22 protein-coding genes are annotated in these 21,285 nt (G+C 61.7%); 6 read left to right on the forward strand and 16 right to left on the reverse strand.

Translation table 11 applies throughout. The annotated features are described in order from the left end of the window. Window positions 1-19 precede the first annotated feature (19 nt). Window positions 20-1,342 (forward strand): lytic murein transglycosylase, encoded by a 1,323-nt coding sequence (locus tag ACYZUM_RS22725; RefSeq protein WP_108183906.1) that lies wholly within the window; start codon window positions 20-22, stop codon window positions 1,340-1,342. A 102-nt stretch (window positions 1,343-1,444) separates the two neighbouring features. Here ACYZUM_RS22725 and ACYZUM_RS22730 read toward each other — a convergent pair whose 3' ends face one another. The 13 genes from ACYZUM_RS22730 to ACYZUM_RS22790 form a co-directional block, all read right to left on the reverse strand. Further along, window positions 1,445-2,392 (reverse strand): S66 peptidase family protein, encoded by a 948-nt coding sequence (locus ACYZUM_RS22730; RefSeq protein ID WP_108183907.1) that lies wholly within the window; start codon window positions 2,390-2,392, stop codon window positions 1,445-1,447. 127 nt (window positions 2,393-2,519) lie between these two features. After that, window positions 2,520-3,518 (reverse strand): lipoyl synthase, encoded by a 999-nt coding sequence (gene lipA, locus ACYZUM_RS22735; protein WP_160768663.1) that lies wholly within the window; start codon window positions 3,516-3,518, stop codon window positions 2,520-2,522. Window positions 3,519-3,543: 25 nt separating this feature from the next. After that, complete coding sequence (lipB, locus tag ACYZUM_RS22740) at window positions 3,544-4,191, reverse strand: lipoyl(octanoyl) transferase LipB (protein ID WP_025108695.1); 648 nt, start codon at window positions 4,189-4,191, stop codon at window positions 3,544-3,546. Then, window positions 4,191-4,466 (reverse strand): DUF493 domain-containing protein, encoded by a 276-nt coding sequence (locus ACYZUM_RS22745; RefSeq protein WP_027612895.1) that lies wholly within the window; start codon window positions 4,464-4,466, stop codon window positions 4,191-4,193. The genes lipB and ACYZUM_RS22745 overlap by 1 nt, the downstream gene beginning before the upstream one ends. An 85-nt stretch (window positions 4,467-4,551) precedes the next feature. Then, window positions 4,552-5,709 (reverse strand): D-alanyl-D-alanine carboxypeptidase family protein, encoded by a 1,158-nt coding sequence (locus ACYZUM_RS22750; protein ID WP_003228546.1) that lies wholly within the window; start codon window positions 5,707-5,709, stop codon window positions 4,552-4,554. A gap of 187 nt (window positions 5,710-5,896) precedes the next feature. Next, window positions 5,897-6,907 carry a septal ring lytic transglycosylase RlpA family protein gene (locus ACYZUM_RS22755; RefSeq protein WP_041065003.1) on the reverse strand — a complete coding sequence of 337 codons (1,011 nt, stop codon included), beginning with the start codon at window positions 6,905-6,907 and terminating at the stop codon, window positions 5,897-5,899. Continuing rightward, on the reverse strand, window positions 6,907-7,917 hold the full coding sequence (gene mltB, locus ACYZUM_RS22760; protein WP_041064999.1) for a lytic murein transglycosylase B: 1,011 nt from the start codon (window positions 7,915-7,917) through the stop codon (window positions 6,907-6,909). Before mltB ends, ACYZUM_RS22755 begins: the two co-directional genes overlap by 1 nt. A gap of 17 nt (window positions 7,918-7,934) precedes the next feature. Next, window positions 7,935-9,038, reverse strand: coding sequence for a rod shape-determining protein RodA (rodA, locus tag ACYZUM_RS22765; RefSeq protein ID WP_047296919.1), 1,104 nt, complete (start codon window positions 9,036-9,038; stop codon window positions 7,935-7,937). Between the two features lie 31 nt (window positions 9,039-9,069). Beyond that, a complete protein-coding gene (mrdA, locus tag ACYZUM_RS22770; RefSeq protein WP_041064994.1) occupies window positions 9,070-10,965 on the reverse strand; it encodes a penicillin-binding protein 2 in 1,896 nt (631 codons plus the stop codon). 10 nt (window positions 10,966-10,975) lie between these two features. Beyond that, window positions 10,976-11,443 (reverse strand): 23S rRNA (pseudouridine(1915)-N(3))-methyltransferase RlmH, encoded by a 468-nt coding sequence (gene rlmH, locus ACYZUM_RS22775; RefSeq protein WP_003185785.1) that lies wholly within the window; start codon window positions 11,441-11,443, stop codon window positions 10,976-10,978. A 9-nt stretch (window positions 11,444-11,452) separates the two neighbouring features. Next, window positions 11,453-11,947, reverse strand: coding sequence for a ribosome silencing factor (gene rsfS, locus ACYZUM_RS22780; RefSeq protein ID WP_047296815.1), 495 nt, complete (start codon window positions 11,945-11,947; stop codon window positions 11,453-11,455). Window positions 11,948-12,019: 72 nt separating this feature from the next. Continuing rightward, window positions 12,020-12,742 carry a nicotinate-nucleotide adenylyltransferase gene (nadD, locus tag ACYZUM_RS22785; RefSeq protein ID WP_108183909.1) on the reverse strand — a complete coding sequence of 241 codons (723 nt, stop codon included), beginning with the start codon at window positions 12,740-12,742 and terminating at the stop codon, window positions 12,020-12,022. Beyond that, on the reverse strand, window positions 12,711-13,982 hold the full coding sequence (locus tag ACYZUM_RS22790; protein ID WP_108183910.1) for a glutamate-5-semialdehyde dehydrogenase: 1,272 nt from the start codon (window positions 13,980-13,982) through the stop codon (window positions 12,711-12,713). Before ACYZUM_RS22790 ends, nadD begins: the two co-directional genes overlap by 32 nt. Window positions 13,983-14,159: 177 nt before the next feature. On the opposite strand from ACYZUM_RS22790, the gene ACYZUM_RS22795 reads away from it, so the two are divergent. Both ACYZUM_RS22795 and ACYZUM_RS22800 read left to right on the forward strand, forming a co-directional pair. Next, window positions 14,160-14,855, forward strand: a complete 696-nt coding sequence (locus ACYZUM_RS22795; RefSeq protein WP_108183911.1) for a DNA-3-methyladenine glycosylase — start codon at window positions 14,160-14,162, stop codon at window positions 14,853-14,855. Between the two features lie 114 nt (window positions 14,856-14,969). Next, the gene (locus ACYZUM_RS22800; protein WP_473061186.1) at window positions 14,970-16,286 is read left to right on the forward strand and encodes a bifunctional DedA family/phosphatase PAP2 family protein; all 1,317 of its coding nucleotides are present in this window, start codon (window positions 14,970-14,972) and stop codon (window positions 16,284-16,286) included. Between the two features lie 119 nt (window positions 16,287-16,405). Here ACYZUM_RS22800 and ACYZUM_RS22805 read toward each other — a convergent pair whose 3' ends face one another. From ACYZUM_RS22805 to ACYZUM_RS22815, 3 genes are read right to left on the reverse strand one after another with little or no spacing between them, the layout of a single operon-like run. Next, window positions 16,406-16,996, reverse strand: coding sequence for an LON peptidase substrate-binding domain-containing protein (locus tag ACYZUM_RS22805; protein WP_007960613.1), 591 nt, complete (start codon window positions 16,994-16,996; stop codon window positions 16,406-16,408). Window positions 16,997-17,006: 10 nt separating this feature from the next. After that, the gene (locus tag ACYZUM_RS22810; RefSeq protein WP_007960614.1) at window positions 17,007-17,723 is read right to left on the reverse strand and encodes an LrgB family protein; all 717 of its coding nucleotides are present in this window, start codon (window positions 17,721-17,723) and stop codon (window positions 17,007-17,009) included. Continuing rightward, window positions 17,723-18,085: a CidA/LrgA family protein gene (locus ACYZUM_RS22815; protein ID WP_047296821.1), complete on the reverse strand. Its 363-nt coding sequence runs from the start codon at window positions 18,083-18,085 to the stop codon at window positions 17,723-17,725. Before ACYZUM_RS22815 ends, ACYZUM_RS22810 begins: the two co-directional genes overlap by 1 nt. 180 nt (window positions 18,086-18,265) lie before the next feature. On the opposite strand from ACYZUM_RS22815, the gene ACYZUM_RS22820 reads away from it, so the two are divergent. The 3 genes from ACYZUM_RS22820 (at window position 18,266) to ACYZUM_RS22830 (ending at window position 21,228) form a co-directional block, all read left to right on the forward strand. Next, a complete protein-coding gene (locus tag ACYZUM_RS22820) occupies window positions 18,266-18,721 on the forward strand; it encodes a MaoC family dehydratase (RefSeq protein WP_108183913.1) in 456 nt (151 codons plus the stop codon). A 110-nt stretch (window positions 18,722-18,831) separates the two neighbouring features. Next, the gene (locus ACYZUM_RS22825) at window positions 18,832-20,559 is read left to right on the forward strand and encodes a C13 family peptidase (RefSeq protein ID WP_108183914.1); all 1,728 of its coding nucleotides are present in this window, start codon (window positions 18,832-18,834) and stop codon (window positions 20,557-20,559) included. Between the two features lie 27 nt (window positions 20,560-20,586). Beyond that, window positions 20,587-21,228, forward strand: coding sequence for an oxidoreductase (locus ACYZUM_RS22830; protein WP_007968134.1), 642 nt, complete (start codon window positions 20,587-20,589; stop codon window positions 21,226-21,228). The last annotated feature ends 57 nt before the right edge of the window (window positions 21,229-21,285 follow it).

The following is a 21,285-nucleotide window of genomic DNA, read 5'->3' on the forward strand; positions in this document are numbered from 1 at the left end:
GTATCCCCTGGAACCGTGCATGCCCTTTCGTCTTTCCCGTCGTTGGCCCGTTCGCCAACTGATCGCTGCCTCCAGCTTCATTCTGCTTGTCGCCTGCGCGGAAAAACCTACCGCCGCCGATGCGCAACCTCTCCAAGCCGCCCCTGTCGCAACAGCCCCGGCAATCATTCCGCCGGTAGTGCCGTCCGCCGACCCTCTTGATCTTCAGCCCACTCAGACCTTTGCCGAATGGCAGGCCGGTTTCCGCAAGGATGCCCTGGCGGCCGGGATCCGCGCCGAGCTGTTCGATCGCGCGTTTGCCAATGTCAGCTTCGATGCCAGCGTGATCAAGGCCGACCGCAGCCAGCCGGAATTCTCACGTCCGGTGTGGGAATACCTCGATGGCGCCCTCTCGCCACTGCGAGTGCGCAAGGGCCAGGCGCTGATCAGTCAGTACGCCGACATCCTGCAAAGCATCGAACAGCGATATGGCGTCGATCGTCAGGCACTGGTGTCGGTGTGGGGCATGGAAAGCAATTTCGGCCAGTTCCAGGGCACCAAGTCAGTGATCAACTCGCTGGCGACCCTGGCCTACGAAGGTCGTCGTCCGGGCTTTGCCCATGCGCAACTGATTGCGGCGCTGCAGATCCTGCAACAGGGCGATATCACTCCAGAGAAGATGTTGGGCTCGTGGGCCGGTGCGATGGGCCAGACCCAGTTCATTCCGACCACCTACAATACCCACGCGGTGGATTTCGACGGTGACGGTCGCCGCGACATCTGGGGCAGCCCGGCCGATGCGCTGGCCTCCACCGCGCACTACCTGCAAAGCTCCGGCTGGCAGCGTGGTCAACCGTGGGGCTTCGAAGTGCAATTGCCGAACAGCTTCAACTACACCCTGGCCGATGGCGCGATTCGCAAAACTGTCGCTGAATGGCGTCAACTGGGCGTGAGCCTGCCCAATGGCATTCAGGCACCGGCCGGCTCGGAACAGTTGTCCGCCGCCCTGCTGCTACCCGCCGGTTATCGTGGCCCGGCGTTTCTGATCCTCGACAACTTCCGGGCGATCCTCAAGTACAACAACTCGTCATCCTATGCACTGGCGGTGAGCCTGTTGTCCGAGCGCTTCAATGGCGCTGGCCTGATCAACGGCACGTGGCCGAAAGATGACCTGCCACTGAGCCGCACCGAGCGTATCGAATTGCAGACCCTGCTGAGCGCGCGTAATTACGATGCAGGCACGGCTGACGGGATTATCGGCGCCAATACGCGCAAGGCGATCCGCAGTGCCCAGCAGGCGTTTGGCTGGCCGGCGGACGGGTATCCGACGCATAAGTTGCTTGAGAGCCTGCGTACTCAATAAAGCAAAATCAAAAGATCGCAGCCTTCGGCAGCTCCTACAGGGTAAACACTAATCCAATGTAGGAGCTGCCGAAGGCTGCGATCTTTTTGCGTCACCCGAGCATTATCGGGTGACCACATCCTGCTCCAGCATCAATTCCTTCTTCCCTGCGTCCAAGCGAACCAGCGCCCCCATCGGCAGCGTCAGGTTCGGATCACAATGCCCGCTGCGCCACCCCGACAGCACCGGAATCCGTAGCGGTTCGAAGGTCTGCTTGAGCAAGCGATTCAGCGCCTCGACATCGACACCAGCGACATCACCGACCAGCACCCCGCGCAATCGGGCCAGCTTCCCGGCCAGGCGCATCTGCGTGAGCAAGCGGTCGATCCTGTACAGCGGCTCGTTGACGTCCTCGATCAGCAGAATCACCCCTTCCACGTCGATTTCATAAGGCGTCCCCAGCGTCGAGGCAATCATCGCCAGATTGCCGCCGAGCAAGCGCCCGTGAGCGAGGCCCGGTTCGACCGTGGTCAACGGATAAGCCACTGGATGGCTCAGCACACTGCCCGCCTTCAACTGACCGCGCAGCATGGCGAAGAATGAGGTGACGGTCGGTGGTTCCTTGTCGCCCAACAGATCGGCGTTGAGCAGCGGGCCGTGGAAGGTCACGAACCCGGCGTAGCGACTGATTGCCAGATGCAGCGCGGTGATGTCGCTGTAGCCGACAAACGGCTTGGCGTGACGACTCAGCAGATCGTAATCGATCCGGTCCAGCAGGCGCGGCGTACCGTAGCCGCCGCGCAGGCAGATGATCGCGTCGACTTCGGGATCGGCGAAAGCGGCATGCAGGTCGTTGAGGCGTACGTCATCGCTGCCGGCCAGATAGCCATCCTTTTCGTAGACACCGGGGAACACCTTCAGCGCATAACCGCGGGTGCGCATCCACTGCATAGCCTTTTGCGTGTCCAGCGCGCCGGGGCCGGCGGGGGCAATCACGCCGATCAGCCCTTCGGATGGCAGCGCCGGTACGGGTGTATGCGGAAAAAGGCTGTGGGTCGGTCGAACGGTCATCCATGGTCTCCCTGTGAACTCATGCACACACAGTAGTCAGGTCCAGAGACAAACAAAAGGGTGCGTGGCAGGCGCAAACAAAAATACCCGCCGAGGCGGGTATTTTCGCAAAGCGCTCAGCGCCGGATCAGGAACCGAGCAGCTCGGCCTTGACCAGTTTCGCCTGCTCGTCGGCGTGATACGAGGAACGTACCAGCGGGCCGGAAGCAACGTTCTTGAAGCCCATTTTGTAGCCTTCTTCGGCGAACCAGGCAAAGGTGTCCGGGTGCACGAAACGCTGCACCGGCAAGTGGCTGCGCGACGGTTGCAGGTACTGCCCGAGGGTCAGCATGTCGATGTCGTGTTCGCGCATGCGCTTCATGACTTCGATGACTTCTTCGTCGGTCTCGCCCAGACCCAGCATCAGGCCGGATTTGGTCGGAATGTGCGGCATCATCTGCTTGAAACGCTGCAGCAGGGTCAACGACCACTGGTAGTCCGAACCCGGACGCGCGGCCTTGTACAGGCGCGGCACGGTTTCCAGGTTGTGGTTGAACACATCCGGCGGCTCGGCAGCGGTGATTTCCAGGGCGATGTCCATGCGACCACGGTAGTCCGGGACCAGGGTTTCCAGCTGCACGTTCGGCGACAGCTTGCGGATTTCGCGGATGCAGTCGGCAAAGTGCTGGGCACCGCCGTCACGCAGGTCGTCGCGGTCAACCGAGGTGATCACCACGTACTTGAGTTTCAGGTCGGCGATGGCGATGGCCAGGCTTTCCGGCTCGTTGACGTCCAGTGGCTTCGGACGACCATGACCCACGTCGCAGAACGGGCAGCGACGGGTGCAGATGTCACCCATGATCATGAAGGTCGCAGTGCCGCCGGAGAAGCACTCGCCCAGGTTCGGGCAGGACGCTTCTTCACAGACGCTGTGCAATTTGTGTTTGCGCAGCAGGCTCTTGATCCGGTCGACTTCCGGCGAAACCGGGATGCGTACGCGAATCCAGTCGGGCTTCTTCGGCAGTTCGGTGGTCGGAATGATCTTTACCGGGATGCGTGCAACCTTCTCGGCGCCGCGCAGCTTGACGCCGGCTTCAACCTTGGGACGCGGGGCCGGGCGCTCGGTCACGTCGAGCGTCGGGATCATGGTTTGCACTGCATCAGTAGTCATATCAGTCGATTCCGCCCGTCAGGGTCGTCTGCTCAGCATAGTCGAGGTGTTTGACGAGCTGCGCGCGCAGCCGGGCACTTACCTCGGCAAATTCAATCGATCCTGCGTGATCGCTCAGCTGGGTCATCGCCAGCCCGGCATAGCCGCAGGGATTAATCCGTCGAAACGGTTCCAGGTTCATATCCACGTTCAAGGCCAGGCCATGAAAGGAGCAACCGTGGCGAATCCGCAAACCCAGAGAAGCGATTTTCGCTCCGTCGACGTAGACGCCGGGAGCATCTGGCTTGGCGGCGGCGGTGACGCCGTAGCTGGCCAGCAGTTCGATCAGGCACTGTTCCATGCGCGTGACCAGATCACGTACGCCGAAACCCAGCTTGCGCACATCCAGCAACAGGTAGGCAACCAACTGGCCCGGGCCATGATAAGTCACCTGCCCGCCGCGATCGACCTGTACTACCGGGATATCACCCGGCAGCAGCAGGTGTTCGGCCTTGCCGGCCTGGCCCTGGGTGAACACCGGTGGGTGCTCGACCAGCCAGATTTCGTCGGCGGCATTGCTGCCGCGTTCGTTGGTGAAGCGTTGCATGGCATGCCAGACCGGCTCGTAAGCCATCTGGCCAAGTTCGCGAAAGCCCAGCGTGCCCGGCATCACAACACCATGTGCACGAAACCGGAAGCCCGCAGCTCGCTGTTGATGTTGTACAGCTGATCCTGGTCTGTCGCGACGATGTGCAACTGGATGGTGGTGTACTTGCCGTTGCTGCTTTGACGCTCGTCGATGCGCTCATCATTGATGGTCGCGTGTTTCTTGACGATGTCGATGATCTTGTCTTTGTTGCCGACGCCCGTATCGCTGATCACCTTAATCGGATAATCAGTTTGCGGAAATTCGATCTTTGGCGCCTTTACTTCGGTATCGGTCATGGCGTAACGGCCTCTAGAGCGCAAGCCGTGGTAACGCACATGGCCCCGCACCGGATCGGGGCGGGGCCATGCAGGTCAACACAAATCAGTTGAACAAGCCGTAGAAGAATAGACGGATGCTATCCCACATGCGGCGGAAGATACCACCCTCCTCGACAGCGTCCAGAGCGATCAGGTCGGCGCTGTGCACCACCTTGTCGTCCAGTTTCACTTCGACTTTACCGATCACGTCGCCCTTGGCGATTGGCGCGGTCAGTTGCGGGTTCATGGTCATGCTGGCAGCGAGTTTTTTCAGCTGGCCTTTTGGCAGGGTCATGGTCAGGTCTTCAGCCAGGCCGGCCTTGACCTGGCTGGTGGTGCCTTTCCACACCGGGGCCTGAGCCAGTTCGGTGCCCTTCTGATAGAAGGTCTGGGTTTCGAAGAAGCGGAAGCCGTAGGTCAGCAGCTTCTGGGTTTCAGCAGCACGAGCCACTTCGCTGTTGGTGCCGAACACCACAGCAATCAGACGCTGGCCGTCACGTACAGCCGAGGACACCATGCAGTAACCGGCTTCGTCGGTGTGACCGGTTTTCAGACCGTCAACGGTCTTGTCGCGCCACAGCAGCAGGTTGCGGTTAGGCTGCTTGATGCCGTTCCAGAAGAACTCTTTCTGCGAGTAGATCGCGTAGTGAGCTGGGTCTTCGTGGATGATCGCGCGCGCCAGGATCGCCATGTCGTGAGCCGACGAGTAGTGCTCAGGGTTCGGCAGACCGGTCGGGTTCATGAAGTGCGAGTTGGTCATGCCCAGATCGGCGACCGTCTTGTTCATCAGGTCGGCGAACGCGTCTTCGCTGCCGGCGATGTGCTCGGACAGCGCAACGCTGGCGTCGTTGCCGGACTGGATGATGATGCCGTGCAGCAGGTCGCTGACGGTCACTTGCGAGCCGACTTTGATGAACATCCGCGAACCGCCGGTACGCCAGGCGTTTTCGCTGACGGTCACCGGGTCGTTCTCACCGATCTGGCCACGACGGATTTCCAGCGTAGCGATGTACGCGGTCATCAGTTTGGTCAGGCTGGCTGGCGGCAGACGCTGGTCACCGTTGTTCTCCACCAGCACGTTGCCGCTGCTGGCGTCCATGAGCACGTAGGCTTTTGCAGCCAGTTGAGGTGGCGACGGCATCATCTCGGCCGCGAAGGCGGCTGGCGAGAGGAGCAGCGGGACTAGCAGACACAGGCGTTTGGCAAAGGTGGTGATGTTCATCCGTCTCTCGAAATCGCTAATGGAAACTTGCCCGAAGGCAAAACTATTCAGACAGCCTTCTAACGGGCCATCGCGTGTTCAGTTGCTCACTCCAGTCACCCTTGCCGGGCTTTTGTTCTTCGACGAGCCAACAACCTGGTCCACCCCCCAAAACCGCAAGTGAACCGTCAATCAAGTGCTACGTTTCTTACTCGGTGACCACGCTCGGCGAACCGAGGTTGGCCAGGCGCACACTGTTCTGCACCTGAGCGATTTCACCCGGCGATCCGATCGGCCCTAGGCGTACCCGGTGCAGGGTCTGCTGATTGCGCACGATCGAGCTGATGAACACCGGAGCGCTCACCATCCCGCTGAGCTTCGACCTCAGGAGTTCTGCAGCGTCCGGGTTGGCGAACGCGCCCACCTGCAGATACTGGCCAGACGCTGGTGCAGAAGCGTTTTTTTTTGCGCTGATCTGTACAGGGACAGTATCAGAGGCATGTTGCTGCGGCGGCGGGGTCCACTGCTCGATGGTACCGGCCGAAGCCGTGATCACCGGGGCGCTATTCTGCGCGACTTGCGGTTCGTTAAGCATCAGCGGCGCCGGACGGCCCTTCGCGGCCCACCATTGCTGCGGATCGATACCCTCGACCTTGACCCGCGCGGTGCCGATTTCGGCATAACCGAGCTTCTTCGCGGCTGCGTAGGACAAGTCGATGATCCGGTCCGAATAGAACGGCCCGCGATCGTTGACCCGCAGGATCACGCTCCGGTTGTTGTCCAGGTTGGTCACCCGCACGTAACTGGGCAGTGGCAGAGTCTTGTGGGCGGCACTCATGCCGTACAGGTCATACACTTCGCCGTTGGCGGTGTTCTGCCCGTGAAACTTGGTGCCGTACCAGGAAGCGGTACCCGAGGCGACGTAGGTCTTGGATTCCTGCAACGGGAAATAGGTCTTGCCCAGCACGGTGTACGGGTTGGCCTTGTACGGACCGGTGTGCAGGGTCGGCGTGGCGTCCGGGATGCGCGAAACATCGACATCCCACCACGGCGCGCCGTCTTTGTGCGCGCGGTTGATGTCCAGCCCCGGCTGTGCACGCACGGCGGTGGACGAGGTCTTCTGGGTTGGCGCGCGGCTGGTCGAACAGCTGGCGACCAGCACCGCCAACGCGGCGAATGCCACCAGCTTCAGGGGTTTATTGATAGGCAATGCCCGCATTACTTGACGCCCCGTGCTTTTACCAGCTCTTCAGACAGTTGATGTACGGCCATGGCGTACATCACGCTGCGGTTATAACGCGTGATCGCGTAGAAATTCTTCAGGCCCATCCAGTATTCAGGGCCGTTGTCGCCTTCGAGGCGAAATGCAGTAACCGGCATATCATCGCGCAGCGCATCATGACTTGACCAGCCCAGCGCCCGCAACTCTCCGACGGTTTTCGTCGGCTCGATGCCGGTGGTCAGACCTTCGTCGACCTGCTCGCCGCGCACGTCAGCGCGGCTCACCACCGGTTCCCCGGCGACCCAGCCGTGACGCTTGAAATAGCTGGCCACACTGCCGATCGCATCGTCCGGATTGGTCCAGATATTGATGTGACCGTCACCGTCAAAATCCACCGCGTAGGCGCGAAAGCTGCTCGGCATGAATTGCGGCAAGCCCATCGCTCCGGCGTACGAGCCCTTGAGGGTCAATGGATCGACCTGCTCTTCACGGGCCAGCAGCAGGAACTCACGCAATTCCTTGCGGAAAAATTCGGCACGGGGAGGATAGTCGAATCCGAGCGTGGACAACGCATCAATCACCCGGTAATTGCCGGTATTACGTCCGAAAAAGGTCTCGACGCCGATGATCGACACGATGACTTGTGCCGGTACGCCGTATTCCTGCTCGGCACGGGCCAGCACGGCTTCGTGCTGGCGCCAGAAGTCCACACCACGGGCGATGCGCGCGTCGGTGATGAACATCGGGCGATATTCTTTCCACTGCTTGACCCGCTCGGCGGGCTTGGAGATGGCGTCGAGAATCGCCTGTTTGCGCTGAGCCTCGCGAAACACGGCCATCAGTTGCTCGCCGGCAAAACCGTAGTCGCGGGTCATTTCGCCGACGAATTCGGCCACCTGTGGCGAGCCTTCGTAATCGCCGGCCAGCGCTTGCTGCACGCCGCCAAGGATGCCGACCAGGCCGACCCACGGCGCGTAACGAGTCGCCCAGCTGCGCATGACTTGCATTGAACTCTTCACCTTATTCAAACCTGTGCGATCCACTTGCGATGCGTATGAATCGACATCAAAACCCCAAACGCTGACAGCAGTGTCACCAGCGAAGTTCCTCCGTAGCTAATGAAGGGCAACGGCACCCCCACCACCGGCAACAGGCCACTGACCATACCGATGTTGACGAAAACATAAACAAAAAACGTCATGGTCAACGCACCGGCGAGCAATTTGCCGAACAGCGTCTGCGCCTGGGCGGTAATCACCAGGCCGCGACCGATCAGCAACAGATAGATCAGCAGCAGCGCGCAGATGCCGACCAGACCGAACTCTTCGCCGAGTACCGCGATGATGAAGTCGGTGTGGCTCTCCGGCAGAAAGTCCAGATGCGACTGGGTACCCAGCAGCCAACCCTTGCCGAACACGCCGCCGGAACCGATCGCGGCTTTCGACTGGATGATGTTCCAGCCAGTGCCCAGCGGATCGCTTTCCGGGTCGAGGAACGTGAGGATCCGCTGCTTCTGGTAGTCGTGCATGATGAAGAACCACATGGCGATCGCCACCGGCACCGCCGCAGCCAGCACGCTGAGGATCCAGCGCCAGCGCAGCCCGCCCATGAACAGCACGAACGCGCCGCCGGCCAGAATCAGCAGCGACGTCCCGAGGTCAGGCTGGCGCACGATCAGAATGAACGGCACACCGATCAGCATCAGACTGATACCAACGTGCTTGAGCTGCGGCGGCAGCGTGCGCTTGGACAGATACCAGGCAATCGTCGCCGGCATCAGGATCTTCATGAACTCCGAGGGCTGGAAGCGGATCACCCCGGGGATGTTGATCCAGCGCGTCGCGCCCATGGCGTTGTGGCCCATGATGTCCACCACCATCAGCAGCACCACGCCGACCACATAACCGAGTGGTACCCAACGCGCCATGAACCGCGGTTCGAACTGGGCGATGACGATCATCGACACCAGGCCGATACCGAACGAAGTGGCTTGTTTGCCCAGCAGATCCCAGCTCTTGCCGCTCGCCGAATACAGCACGAACAGACTGCCCGCGGCGAGAATCAGCAGCAGGATCAACAGCGGGCCATCGATATGCAGACGTTGCAGCAGCGTCGCACGACGACGCATCACATCCTCACTGGAGAGCATGCGATCAAAATTATTCATCACGGGCCGTAGCCTCCGCACTGATAGGACCGGCGTATTCGGCCTTCAATCGACCCTCCTGATCCAGAAGCCAGGCATCCATGACCTGACGCACGACGGGCGCGGCGACACCGGAGCCGGACTCACCGTTCTCGACCATCACCGAAACAACGATTTTCGGGTTGTCGGCCGGGGCGAAACCGACGAACAAGGCGTGGTCGCGGTGGCGTTCCTGAACCTTGGAACGGTCGTACTTTTCACCTTGTTTGATCGCGACGACCTGAGCGGTACCGGACTTGCCGGCGATGCGGTATTGCGCACCGATTGCCGCCTTGCGCGCGGTCCCTCTGGCGCCGTGCATCACTTGCTGCATGCCGTGATTGACCTTGGTCCAGTCCGACGGATCGCGCAGGACGATGTCCGGCATCGGGTTTTCATCTACCGGTTTGGCACCTTCGATGGTCTTGGCCAGGTGCGGCCGGTTCCAGATGCCTTTGTTGGCCACCAGCGCCGTGGCCTGCGCCAGTTGCAAGGGTGTGGACTGCATGTAGCCCTGGCCGATCCCCAGAATCAGGGTTTCGCCCGGGAACCACGCCTGTTTGCGCGTCGCACGCTTCCACTCGCGGGACGGCATCAGGCCGGGAGATTCTTCGAACATGTCCAGCGAGACCTTCTGGCCGATGCCGAATTTGTTCATGTAGGCCGACAACCGATCAATGCCCAGCTTGTGCGCCAGGTCATAGAAGTAGGTGTCGTTGGAACGCATGATCGCCGTGTCGAGGTCGACGAAGCCGTCACCGGTGCGGTTCCAGTTGCGGTACTTGTGATCGTAGTTGGGCAGCATGTAGTAACCGGGGTCGAACACCCGGCTCGACGCCGTCACCACACCGGCATCGAGACCGGCAATCGCCACCGCTGGCTTGATCGTCGAACCCGGCGGGTACAGACCGCGCAGCACCCGGTTGAACAGCGGCCGGTCGATGGAGTCGCGCAGCTCGGCATAAGCCTTGAAGCTGATGCCGGTGACGAACAGGTTCGGGTCGAAACTCGGCTGACTGACCATTGCCAATACTTCGCCCGTGTTCGGATCGAGCGCCACCACTGCGCCGCGCCGCCCGCCCAGTGCAGCTTCCGCCGCTTCCTGCAGTTTGATGTCCAGACTCAGGACGATGTCCTTGCCGGGAATCGGATCGGTCCGCTTGAGCACGCGCAGCACGCGGCCGCGGGCGTTGGTCTCGACTTCCTCGTAACCCACCTGCCCGTGCAGCTCCGGCTCGTAGAAACGCTCGATGCCGGTCTTGCCGATGTGGTGGGTGCCGCTGTAGTTGACCGGGTCGAGGGTCTTCAGCTCTTTCTCGTTGATCCGCCCCATGTAACCCACCGAGTGCGCAAAATGCGCGCCCTGCGGGTAATGACGCACCAACTGCGCGACCACTTCCACCCCGGGCAGGCGGAACTGGTTCACCGCGATCCGGGCGATCTGCTCTTCGGTCAGCTCGAACAGAATCGGCACCGGCTCGAACGGCCGGCGCCCCTGGCGCATGCGTTTTTCGAAGATCACCCGGTCCTCGGGCGTCAGCTGCAGCACTTCGACGATCACGTCGAGCACTTGCTGCCAGTCGCCGGAGCGCTCGCGGGTCATGCTCAGGCTGAAGCTCGGACGGTTGTCCGCCACCACCACGCCGTTGCGGTCGAAGATCAACCCACGGGTCGGCGGAATCGGCTGCACATGGACGCGGTTGTTTTCCGAGAGTGTCGAGTGATACTCGTACTGGATCACCTGCAAGTAGTACAGCCGCGCAATCAATACGCCGATCAACAGCATGACCGCAACAGCCCCGAACACGACGCGGCTACGCACCAGGCGGGCGTCCTTTTCGTGGTCCTTGATGCGGATCGGCTGAGACATGAGGGCAGGACTACTTGTGGTAAGGGTGACCGGACAGCACGGTCCAGGCACGGTACAGCTGTTCGCCGATCAGGATCCGCACCAGCGGGTGCGGCAAGGTCAGCGGCGACAACGACCAGCGCTGGTCGGCGCGGGCGCAGACTTCCGGCGCCAGCCCTTCGGGGCCACCGACCATGAAGTTGACCGTGCGCGAATCCAGCCGCCAACGGTCGAGTTCGACCGCCAGTTGCTCGGTGCTCCAGGGCTTGCCGTGCACTTCCAGCGTGACGATCCGCTCGTTCGGCCCGACCTTGGCCAGCATGGCTTCGCCTTCCTGGCGGATGAAACGGGCCACGTCGGCGTTCTTGCCACGGGTATTGAGCGGAATTTCCACCAGTTCCAGCGCCAGTTCGGACGGAAGACGCTTGGCATACTCATGCCAGCCTTCTTCCACCCACTTGGGCATGCGTGAACCGACGGCGATCAGTCGCAGTCGCACAGCAATCCCTTACAGCTGGTCTTTGTTGAGCTTGGTGAAATGCTCGTGGGTGTTTTCCGGGCTGTGGTGCTTGGCATCTGCCGCACGGCTTTGCTCGGCACCGGCCCACAGGCGCTCCAGGTCGTAGAACTGACGCGCCGAGGCAGTCATCATGTGCACGATCACCAGGTCGAGGTCGAGCAGCACCCAGTCGCTGTCGCCCTTGCCTTCTTCGCCCAGCGGCCTGGCGCCCTGCTTTTTGACTTCTTCACGGACCTTGTCCAGCATCGCGTTGATCTGGCGATTGGACGTACCAGTGGCGATGATCATGTAGTCGGTGATGCTCTGCTTGTCGCGCACATCGATGATCTGGATGTCTTGTGCCTTGACGTCTTCCAGAGCTGCCACGGCAACCTTGACCAGCTCGTCGCCCTTGAGCGGCTCGTTGGTGTTGGCGACTTCCGGCAGCGGTGCGCTCTTGAACGTGCCTTTGCGCTTAACTTTGCTTACGTCTTTGTCAGTCATATAAAACTCGTTTTGCTCGTATATTCGGCGGCTTGGCGATACGTGGATTCGTATCAGTGAAGCACGCCTTGTTCAGTTCGACGCACGGTAAAGACCGTGCGCATCGATGTAGGCCAGGACCGCGTCGGGCACCAGGAAACGTACCGACTTACCGCTGGCCAGCAGTTGACGGATCTGGGTGGCGGAAACCGCGAGCGGTGTCTGCCAGACGAATGCAATCTGTCCGCTCGGCCCTTTCAGGGCCAGCGGGTCGCTCACCGAACGCGCTGCCAGCAGGTTGCGCAAGGCATCCGGCGGTTCGCTGTCGGCGTCCGGGCGCTGTAGCACCAGGATGTGGCAATGCTGGAGCAACTCCTCCCAGCGGTGCCAAGTGGGCAGGCCGCAAAATGCGTCCCAGCCCAAAAGCAGAAAAACCTGGGTCTCGGCGGCCATTTCGGCACGCATCAACTCCAGGGTATCGATGGTCCAGGACGGTTTGTCCCGCTGCAATTCGCGGGCGTCCACCACCAGCGGCGGCACTCCGGCCACCGCGCACTCAACCATGGCCAGCCGATCCTGCGCCGACACTTGCGGCGTATCACGATGCGGCGGCCGGGCGCTGGGCATCATGCGCAGCTCGTCGAGCCCAAGCGCTTCAGCGACTTCCAGCGCACCGCGCAAATGGCCGATGTGCACCGGGTCGAACGTGCCGCCCAGTACGCCAATGCGTTGCGGGCGAGACTCGCTGCCGGTTTGCGGCGCTGTCAGGTCGAGGTCGGTCAAGTCAGACCGTCGCCTGGCCGCGCAACTGGCCATCACCGACCACGATGTACTTCTCGCAGGTCAGCCCTTCGAGACCCACCGGGCCGCGGGCGTGCAGCTTATCAGTAGAAATGCCGATCTCGGCACCCAATCCGTATTCGAATCCATCGGCGAAGCACGTCGGGGTGTTGATCATCACCGACGCCGAGTCGACTTCCGCGACGAAACGCCGGGTGTCGGCGAGGTTTTCGCTGACGATCGAGTCGGTGTGGTGCGAGCCGTAATGGTTGATGTGTTCGATGGCCTGGTCCAGCCCGTCGACCACGCGGATCGACAGGATCGGTGCCAGATACTCGGTGTTCCAGTCGTCTTCACTGGCCGCTATCGCGTCGATGATCGCCCGGGTGCGTTCGCAGCCACGCAGCTCGACGCCTTTCTGGCGGAACTGGGCAGCCATCGCCGGCAGGAAATCCTTCGCAACACTTTGATCGACGAGCAGCGTCTCCATCGCGCCACAGATGCCATAACGGTAAGTCTTGGCATTGAAGGCGATGCGCTGGGCTTTGGCCAGATCGGCGTGGGCACTGACATAAACGTGGCAGATGCCGTCCAGGTGCTTGATCACCGGCACGCGGGCGTCACGGCTGATGCGCTCGATCAGGCCACGGCCACCGCGCGGCACGATCACGTCGACGTACTCGGGCATGGTGATCATCGCGCCGACGGCAGCGCGGTCGGTGGTTTCGACCACTTGCACCACGGCTGCCGGCAATTCGGCCTCGGCCAGACCGCGCTGGATGCACGCGGCAATCGCCCGGTTGGAATGAATCGCCTCGGAACCACCGCGCAGGATGGTTGCGTTACCGGACTTCAGGCACAGGCTGGCGGCATCGATGGTCACGTTGGGCCGGGATTCGTAGATGATCCCGATCACACCCAGCGGCACGCGCATCTTGCCGACTTGAATGCCGGACGGGCGGAAGCTCATGTCACGGATCGCACCGACCGGATCCGGCAGTGCTGCCACTTGGCGCAGGCCGACGATCATCCCGTCGATGCGCGCGGGAGTCAGTTCCAGACGTTCCAGCAAGGCTGGCTCCAGACCATTGGCGCGACCGGCGGCCAGATCCTGTTCATTGGCTGCGGCCAGCTCGGCGCGAGCAGCGTCCAGCGCATTGGCAGCAGCCTGCAAGGCGCGGTTTTTCTGCGCGGTGCTGGCACGGCCGATGACCCGGGAAGCTTCGCGGGCGGCGCGACCCAATCGGGTCATGTAGTCAAGAACGGACTCAGTCATGGTCTGTTGGGGTCTTGGCAAAGAGGAAAGCGGCAGATTATAGCTGTCGCGTCCCGGGACTAACAGCGGTGACAGGCGGATGGTCGAAATGGACTGCAATTTGCCGACGTTCAGCCGTAATTAAGCCGCGGATTGTTATCATCACGACCTCCTTCGCCTGGATAAACACCGTTTGCCATGTCCAACCTGACCGTTCGCGCCACCGCCGAGCGCCTGCCACTGGGCCTTCCGGACAATTTTTTCGACCGTGACGCGCAAGTGCTGGCCCGCGATCTGCTCGGCAAAGTCATCCGCCACCGGGTCGGCGATCTGTGGCTCAGCGCCCGGATCATCGAAACCGAAGCCTATTACTGCGCGGAAAAAGGCAGTCACGCGTCTCTCGGCTACACGGAAAAGCGTAAGGCTTTGTTTCTGGATGGTGGACACATTTATATGTATTACGCCCGTGGCGGCGATTCGCTGAACTTCAGCGCTCAGGGGCCCGGCAATGCGGTGTTGATCAAATCCGCCTACCCGTGGGTCGATGAAATCAGCGGACCGGCGAGCCTGGCGCAAATGCTGCTGAACAATCCCGATGCCCAAGGCCGGCCGCGTCCTTCGCAAAAGCTGTGCGCCGGGCAGACACTGCTGTGCAAGGCGCTTGGGCTGAAAGTGCCGATGTGGGACGCCAAGCGTTTCGACCATGAACTGCTGCTGGTGGAAGACACCGGCCCGGCGCCGACGCAGATCATTCAGACCACCCGCCTGGGCATCCCCCATGGCCGCGACGAACACCTGATGTACCGCTTCGTCGACGCCGCGTATGCCCAGTGGTGCACGCGGAACCCGTTGCGCCGGGGTCAGGTCGAAGGGCGCGATTATTTCCTGTTGTAAACACGTAACCCTGTAGGAGCTGCCGCAGGCTGCGATCTTTGCTGTTAAAAGATCAAAAGATCGCAGCCTGCGGCAGCTCCTACAGGGATCATCAATGGTTTGGAGTTTTTTGGTATGGGCCCATGGCTCGATAGCGTAACCGGATGGCTGGCGGCCAATCCGCAGTGGCTGGCCGCTGCGGTGTTTATCGTCGCATTCGTGGAGTGTCTGGCCATTGCCGGAATAATCGTGCCCGGCACCGTGCTGTTGTTTGCCGTGGCCGTACTGGCCGGCAGCGGTGCACTGTCATTGAGTGAAACCCTGCTGCTGGGCTTTCTGGGCGGGCTTCTGGGCGATGCGGTGTCGTATTACCTGGGCCGCCATTTCCACCAGAACATCCGCCGCCTGCCGGGTCTGCGCCACCATCCGGAATGGATGGCCGGGGCCGAAACCTACTTCCAGCGTTACGGCATCGCCAGCCTGCTGGTCGGGCGCTTCATTGGCCCGCTGCGGCCGATGTTGCCGATGGTCGCCGGGATGTGCGACATGCCCTTCCCGCGTTTCGCCGCCGTCAGCCTGCTGGCCGCCGCTGGCTGGAGCGTCGCCTACCTGCTGCCGGGTTGGGCCACCGGCGCGGCGATCCGCTTGCCGCTGCCGGAAGGTTTCTGGCTGCAGGCCGGCATTGTTGCGGCCAGTATCGCAGTGATGGTCGGCCTGAGCGTCAACAGCAGCTTGCGCCAGCATCGCCGGGCGACAATCTGGATCAGCAGCATGAGCCTGTTGATTCTGATCGGCCTGTTTATTGGCTATCCGTATCTGCACGCCCTCGACCAGGGCGTGATGACCTTGGTGCAGGAACATCGGCAGTCGATGCTCGATGAAATCGCGGTGACCTTCACCCTGATCGGTGAATTCCGCAATATGTTGATGTTCAGCGCCCTGCTCACCGGTCTGTTGCTGCTGTGCCGGCAATGGCGCCAGGCAATCTTTGCCGGTGGCGTGCTGCTGTGCACCGCGCTCCTCAATACCGTCACCAAACAGTTTTTCGCCCGGGTCCGCCCGGAAGTGCTGACCGATCCGTTGACCAGCTACAGCATGCCCAGCGGTCATGCCTCCGGTTCGTTCGCGCTGTTTCTGGTGCTGGCGGTCCTCGCCGGTCGCGGCCAACCGCCGCGCATGCGCTTGACCTGGCTGCTGCTCGGCTGTATTCCGGCGCTGTCGATTGCTTTGTCACGAGTCTATCTGGGCGCGCATTGGCCGACAGATATTCTGGCGGGTGCGATGCTGGCGGCATGCGTGTGTGCAGCGGGCCTGTGGCTGAGTCAGCGCAAGGCGCCGCTCAACGCCATGCCGTTCAAGGTCTGGTGGCTGATTCTGCCGGCACTGCTGGTGCTGTTCAGCCTGTTCGTTCTGCGGCATCTACCGGACACGATGTTGCGTTACGCTTATTGAGAAGCAAAAGATCGCAGCCTGCGGCAGCTCCTACAGGGTTTTGATTTCACATGCGCACGATGGCGCGGGTATGAAATGAATCTCATGTAGGAGCTGCCGCAGGCTGCGATCTTTTTCGCTCAGGCGAACAGCTCGCCCTGCAGCTCATCGAGCAGCGCCTGGATCGCATCCAGTCGCTGCTGCGGATCGTCGAGTTGCAGCAGGTCGATCTTGTCTTCTTCGGCGAACGGCAACAGATACGCCAGTTGATTGGCCAGCGACTGCTGCCCCAGCGCTTCGGTGCCCATGTTCAGCGCCTCGACCATCGGGTGCTCGGCCAAGGCCTTGAGCAGCGCCACCAGATCGGCGTCTTCGTCCTGCAGCGGTTGCTCCGGTTCATCGTCCAGCCATTCGACGTCGGCGAGGATCAACTGATCGCGCTGCACTTCCGTGCGCAACACCTGAAAACGCCGCCCGCCCTGCACCCGGATCCCGAGCAGACCGTTGTCCTGTTGCTGAAAATCGGTGATCCGCGCCTCGCAGCCGACCAGGGCAAAGCCTTCGGGCGCGACGCCGACTTCGTGGCCGTCGAGGATGCACACTACGCCAAAGCCGCCACCCTGTTTCATGCAGCGGCCGATCATGTCCAGGTAGCGCGCCTCGAAGATCTGCAAGTCAAGGTTGCAGCCGGGAAACAGCACTGTGTTCAGCGGGAAAAGCGGCAGACTCATAGACATTTCCTTAGACCACCATCGACACCGCCAACGGCAGGAACACTGCCGTGGCCACGCCCATCAGACTCATCGCCAGCGCCGCGAAGGCGCCGCACTCATCGCTTTCCTGCAGCGCCACCGAGGTGCCGACCGCGTGTGCGGTCATGCCCAGCGCCATGCCCCGCGCTTCAGGACTGTGCACGCCGAGCCGGGTCAGCAACGCCGGGCCGAAGATCGCGCCAATCACCCCGGTGATCAACACGAACACCGCCGCCAGCGCCGCCACGCCACCGATCTGCTCGGCCACCAGCATCGCAATCGGCGAAGTCACCGACTTTGGCGCCATGGTCATCAAAATCATGTGCTCGGCGCCGAACCACCAGCCGAGCAACACGCCCATGCCCGTGGCGACTACCCCGCCTATCACCAGCGTAGTAAAAATCGGCCAGAACAATTGGCGGATGCGCTTGAGGTTCAGATACAACGGCACCGCCAACGCCACCGTCGCCGGGCCCAGCAGAATGCTGAGGATCTCGGTGCTCTTGCGGTACTCGGCATACGTCAGGCCGCAGCCGACCAGCACGCCGATCACCAACAGCATCGAGACCAGCACCGGTTGCAGAAAGATCCAGCGGGTTTTCTCGAACGCCGCCAGCACCAGTTGATAGGCACCGAGGGTGATGCCGATGCCGAACAGCGGATGATGAATCACCGAAGCCCAGGCACCTTGCCAATCGAAGAGCATCAAGCGTCCTCCGAGTTCGGTGCGTGACGCTTGACCAGCCGTTGCATCAGCACCCCGGCGAAGGCCATCGACAGGATCAACGACAGCACCAGCGCGCCGACAATCGCCCAGAAGTCCGCGGCAATGTCGCTCGCATACACCATCACGCCCACCGCCGGCGGCACCAGCAGCAACGGCAGATAACGTAACAGGCTGCCGGCGGCGAGGTTCAGCGGCTCGCCGACTTCACCACGCATGATCAGGAACACCAGCAACAGCAGCAGACCGATGATCGGCCCCGGCAGCACCGGCAACAGCAAATGGTTGAGTGCCGTGCCGAGCAGTTGAAACAGCACCAGCATGGTCAGGCCACGTAACAACATCAGACATCTCCCCCCGCAAGTCCTCGGCATTATAAGCACGGCGGCGCTATGGATCGGCATTCGCCAAAAGCATGGTCGGTTGACCGGAGCAAAACGCCATGATGATCTACAGTGGTTCGCAGGGCGGTCAAATCCCCCACCTGAAAAACTATAAAACCGATGAACCCAAGGAGAGTCTCAATGCCCTATGTTCCCGTTGCAGAGCTCAAAGATTATGTCGGCAAGGAACTCGGACGTTCCGAATGGCTCACCATCGATCAGGAGCGCATCAACCTGTTCGCCGAAGCCACCGGGGATTATCAGTTCATCCATGTCGACCCGGTCAAAGCCGCGCAAACGCCATTTGGCAGCACCATTGCACACGGTTTCCTGTCGTTGTCGCTGATCCCGAAACTGATGGAAGACATCCTCGTGCTGCCGCAAGGCCTGAAGATGGTGGTCAATTACGGTCTGGACAGCGTGCGTTTCATCCAGCCGGTGAAGGTCAATTCAAGAGTGCGCCTGAAAGTCGACCTGGCCGAAGTGACCGAGAAAAAACCCGGTCAATGGCTGCTCAAGGCCACCGCGACGCTTGAGATAGAAGGCTCGGACAAACCGGCCTATATCGCCGAACCGCTGTCGCTCTGCTTCGTTTGAGTCACCGGATGCGAAACAGCGCACGCTGTTTCGCATCCGCGCTGTTTTCCCGGCTGTATAAGGTCACATGGCTGCGGCATACTCGGTCGCCTAATTGCCCGGATCCCGCTATGCGCCCACTCGCTTCTCTTGCACCCCTTGCCCTGACCCTGATGCTCACCGCGTGCGGCGACGGCGAATCGCTGCTGCCCCCGGATGCACGCCTGCCGGACGGCGGACGCTATCGCGGTGAACTGGTCAACGGCTTGCTGCAAGGCCAGGGCCGCGTCGACTATCCCAACGGCAGTTGGTACGCCGGGCAGTTCGACAAGGGCCAATGGCATGGCCAGGGCGAATGGCACGGCAGCAACGGCGAGGTTTATCGCGGCCAGTTCCAGCAGGGCCTGTTCGACGGCCAAGGCAGTCTGACCACCAATGCCAGCAGTTACACCGGCGGTTTCAAGCAGGGCCGACGCGATGGCGAAGGCACGCTGAAAGAAAACGGCATGACCTACCGTGGCGAGTTCAAGGCTGACCAGTATTCCGGGCTGGGGCGTCTGGAAATGGACGACGGCAGCGCCTATCAGGGCCAATTCGCCCACGGCAAACCCAACGGCGAAGGCCAGCGCGGCGATGCCAGCGGCAACACCTTCAGCGGCCATTTCGTCAACGGCCAGCTCGAAGGCAATGGCACGTTCAACAGTGCCGATGGCGACATCTATGTCGGCGGTTTCAAGAACAGCCAACTGCACGGCAAAGGCCGCTATGAAAACGCCGACGGCGACGTGTGGCTCGGCCAGTTCAAGGAAGGCGCGCTGACCGGCAAGGGCGAATTGATCGGCGCCGACGGCAGCCACTACATCGGCTATTTCAATGACTGGCGCTTCAGCGGCCAGGGCCGTTTGAACCTGTCTGACGGCAGCTTCTACATCGGTGAGTTCGACAGCGACAGCTACGCCGGGCGCGGCACCCTGGTGCTGACCGACGGCACCGTGCTCAGCGGCACCTGGATCAACGGTCAGCGCGTGCGTGACGCCGACGGCAAGCTGCTGCCCGACACCCTCGAACTCGGTCTGCTGGCCCAGGGCCGCCTGCTCGAAAACGCGCTGGCCGCCGTGCCCGCCTCGACCCCGGCGGTGGAGCTGTACACCCTGACCCTCGGTGGCGACGGCAAGCAAAGCGTGTTCCTGCGCGAGTCCGACTACGTCGCCAACATGCTCACCACACGTTTCGGCGCTTTCGGCCAGATTCGTCTGGTCAACCACCGTGACCACCTCACCGACCGGCCAATGGCCACCCGCGAAAACCTGCGCCGCGCCGCGCAGACCCTCGCAGAGCGCAGCGGCCCGGAAGACCTGGTGTTCATCTACCTGACCAGCCACGGCACCGCCGAACACGAGCTGGTGCTCGACCAGCCGCGCATGGAGCTCGCCGACCTGCCCGCCGACGAACTCGCCACGGTGCTGGCGCCGCTGAAGAATCGCGACAAGGTGATCGTGATTTCATCGTGCTATTCCGGTGGTTTCATCCCCGCGCTGAAAGATGAGCGCACCCTGATCATGACCGCCTCGCGAGCCGACCGCGTGTCGTTCGGTTGCTCGGAAGAAGCCAACTTCACCTACTTCGGCGACGCCTTGTTCGCTCAGGCGCTGAACCAGACCGACGACCTCGAGCAAGCCTTCAAACTGGCCAAGGCCACCGTCGCAGAGCGCGAACTGGCGGACAACTTCGAAGCCTCGGAGCCGCAGATCTGGGCACCGAAAACCGTGCTGGCGCACTGGCAACTGCTGCGTAAGCAGCAGGCCAGAAAAGCGTTGCAGAGTGCTGCGTTGAACGACGGAGCCACAAACAGCAACTAAGCTGAACAGTATCAAGGGAGAAACACTATGTACTTGACGCCTCAGCACGTATTGCTTGCCGGAGCCACCGGACTGACCGGTGAGCACCTGCTCGACCGTTTGCTCAACGAGCCGACGATCACCCGCGTGCTCGCCCCGTCCCGCCGGCCACTGGCGGAACATCCGCACCTGGAAAACCCGGTGGGCGACCCGCAGGCGTTTCTGCCGCAACTCAGTGGTCGCGTCGATATCGCCTATTGCTGCCTCGGCACCACGATCAAACAGGCGGGTTCCGAAGCCGCGTTCCGCGCGGTGGATCTGGACATGGTCGTGGCGTTCGCCAAACGTGCGCGGGAGATGGGCGCGCGGCACCTGATCGTGATCAGCGCACTGGGCGCCGATCCGAAATCGTCGATTTTCTACAACCGGGTCAAAGGTGAGATGGAGCAGGCGTTGCGCGCGCAGGACTGGCCGCAACTGACCATCTGCCGACCATCGCTGTTGCTGGGCGATCGCACCGAGCCGCGCCTGGGCGAACAACTGGCCGCGCCGTTTTCCAAATTGATTCCCGGCAAATACCGCGGCATCGAAGCCTGCCAACTGGCCCGGGCGATGTGGCGTCTGGCGCTGGAAGAACAGGATGGGGTGCGGATCGTCGAGTCGGATGAGCTGCGCAAGCTCGGCAAATAATTCATAGCGCCTGGACGAAAGCTTTCGCGAGCAGGCTCGCTCCCACATGGGGACGCG

The sequence above is a fragment of the Pseudomonas sp. m6p genome (genome assembly GCF_055760375.1).

Excerpts from the sequence above, each read along its gene's own strand:
- ACYZUM_RS22725 (WP_108183906.1), top strand. The coding sequence starts at position 20 with ATGCCCTTTCGTCTTTCCCGTCGTTGGCCCGTTCGCCAACTGATCGCT.
- ACYZUM_RS22730 (WP_108183907.1), bottom strand. The coding sequence starts at position 2,392 with ATGACCGTTCGACCGACCCACAGCCTTTTTCCGCATACACCCGTACCG.
- lipA (WP_160768663.1), bottom strand. The coding sequence starts at position 3,518 with ATGATCCCGACGCTCGACGTGACCGAGCGCCCGGCCCCGCGTCCCAAG.
- lipB (WP_025108695.1), bottom strand. The coding sequence starts at position 4,191 with ATGCCGGGCACGCTGGGCTTTCGCGAACTTGGCCAGATGGCTTACGAG.
- ACYZUM_RS22745 (WP_027612895.1), bottom strand. The coding sequence starts at position 4,466 with ATGACCGATACCGAAGTAAAGGCGCCAAAGATCGAATTTCCGCAAACT.
- ACYZUM_RS22750 (WP_003228546.1), bottom strand. The coding sequence starts at position 5,709 with ATGAACATCACCACCTTTGCCAAACGCCTGTGTCTGCTAGTCCCGCTG.
- ACYZUM_RS22755 (WP_041065003.1), bottom strand. The coding sequence starts at position 6,907 with ATGCGGGCATTGCCTATCAATAAACCCCTGAAGCTGGTGGCATTCGCC.
- mltB (WP_041064999.1), bottom strand. The coding sequence starts at position 7,917 with ATGCAAGTCATGCGCAGCTGGGCGACTCGTTACGCGCCGTGGGTCGGC.
- rodA (WP_047296919.1), bottom strand. The coding sequence starts at position 9,038 with ATGCGTCGTCGTGCGACGCTGCTGCAACGTCTGCATATCGATGGCCCG.
- mrdA (WP_041064994.1), bottom strand. The coding sequence starts at position 10,965 with ATGTCTCAGCCGATCCGCATCAAGGACCACGAAAAGGACGCCCGCCTG.
- rsfS (WP_047296815.1), bottom strand. The coding sequence starts at position 11,947 with ATGACTGACAAAGACGTAAGCAAAGTTAAGCGCAAAGGCACGTTCAAG.
- nadD (WP_108183909.1), bottom strand. The coding sequence starts at position 12,742 with ATGGCCAGTTGCGCGGCCAGGCGACGGTCTGACTTGACCGACCTCGAC.
- ACYZUM_RS22790 (WP_108183910.1), bottom strand. The coding sequence starts at position 13,982 with ATGACTGAGTCCGTTCTTGACTACATGACCCGATTGGGTCGCGCCGCC.
- ACYZUM_RS22795 (WP_108183911.1), top strand. The coding sequence starts at position 14,160 with ATGTCCAACCTGACCGTTCGCGCCACCGCCGAGCGCCTGCCACTGGGC.
- ACYZUM_RS22800 (WP_473061186.1), top strand. The coding sequence starts at position 14,970 with ATGGGCCCATGGCTCGATAGCGTAACCGGATGGCTGGCGGCCAATCCG.
- ACYZUM_RS22805 (WP_007960613.1), bottom strand. The coding sequence starts at position 16,996 with ATGAGTCTGCCGCTTTTCCCGCTGAACACAGTGCTGTTTCCCGGCTGC.
- ACYZUM_RS22810 (WP_007960614.1), bottom strand. The coding sequence starts at position 17,723 with ATGCTCTTCGATTGGCAAGGTGCCTGGGCTTCGGTGATTCATCATCCG.
- ACYZUM_RS22815 (WP_047296821.1), bottom strand. The coding sequence starts at position 18,085 with ATGTTGTTACGTGGCCTGACCATGCTGGTGCTGTTTCAACTGCTCGGC.
- ACYZUM_RS22820 (WP_108183913.1), top strand. The coding sequence starts at position 18,266 with ATGCCCTATGTTCCCGTTGCAGAGCTCAAAGATTATGTCGGCAAGGAA.
- ACYZUM_RS22825 (WP_108183914.1), top strand. The coding sequence starts at position 18,832 with ATGCGCCCACTCGCTTCTCTTGCACCCCTTGCCCTGACCCTGATGCTC.
- ACYZUM_RS22830 (WP_007968134.1), top strand. The coding sequence starts at position 20,587 with ATGTACTTGACGCCTCAGCACGTATTGCTTGCCGGAGCCACCGGACTG.